Raw genomic sequence first — 954 nt, 5'->3', positions numbered from 1 at the left:
CTGGCCGTCGAGAACTACGCGCTGCTGCGTCGGCTGTGGACCGAGGACGTCGTCGACTGGCAGGGCAAGTACCGCACGCCGCTGCAGGGCTTCACCTCGACCCCGCGCCCGCTCGACGGCGTCGCGCCGTTCGTGTGGCACGGCTCGATCCGCACCCCCGAGATCGCCGAGCAGGCCGCCTACTACGGCGACGGCTTCTTCCACAACAACATCTTCTGGAACATCGAGCACACCGCCCAGATGGTCAACCTGTACCGCCGCCGCTACGAGCACTACGGCCACGGCCAGGCGGACCAGGCGATCGTCGGCCTCGGCGGCCAGTTCTTCATGCGCAAGAACAGCCAGGACGCCGTGAACGAGTTCCGCCCCTACTTCGACGTCGCCCCGGTCTACGGCCACGGCCCGTCGATGGAGGACTTCACCGAGATGACCCCGCTGACCGTGGGCTCGCCGCAGCAGGTGCTGGAGCGTTACCTCGGCATGGTCGAGCACGTCGGCCACTACCAGCGCCAGGGCTTCCTCATCGACCACGCCGGGCTGCCGCTCAAGACCGTCCTCGAGCAGCTCGACCTGCTCGGCGAGATCCTGCCCGAGATGCGCAAGGGCTACGCCGAGGGCCGCCCCGCGCACATCCCGGAGGCGCCGACCCACGCGTCGCTGGTCGAGAAGGCCCGCGTCGCCGGCACGCTGACCGAGCACCGCACCGTGGGCGTCGACGACGTCACCGGCCAGTCGCCCTACGAGGCCGCCCTGAAGGGAGCCAACTGACATGTCCCACCTCCTCGTCATCAGCGCCGGCATGGGGACGCCGTCCAGCTCCCGCATGCTCGGCGACCGCCTCGCCGAGGCCACCGTCAAGGCCATGACCGCCGGCGGCACCCCGACGCCGGAGGTCAAGGTCCTCGAGCTGCGCGACCTCGCGGTCGACCTGGCCACCTACTACTCCTCGCACGT

General features: G+C 69.9%; 1 protein-coding gene and 1 pseudogene. Both read left to right on the top strand.

The features are described 5' to 3' along the window. Nucleotides 1–768, top strand: a 768-nt coding sequence (locus tag H5397_RS17450) for an LLM class flavin-dependent oxidoreductase (RefSeq protein WP_182819018.1), incomplete at its 5' end; no start/stop codon positions are given. Nucleotide 769: 1 nt separating this feature from the next. Then, a pseudogene (locus H5397_RS17445) lies at nucleotides 770–954 on the top strand (hypothetical protein); the annotation flags it as partial.

This window comes from Propioniciclava sp. MC1683 (assembly GCF_014164675.1).
In the GTDB taxonomy this organism is placed as follows: domain Bacteria; phylum Actinomycetota; class Actinomycetes; order Propionibacteriales; family Propionibacteriaceae; genus Propioniciclava.
This window is presented reverse-complemented; position numbering and strand designations above follow the sequence as displayed.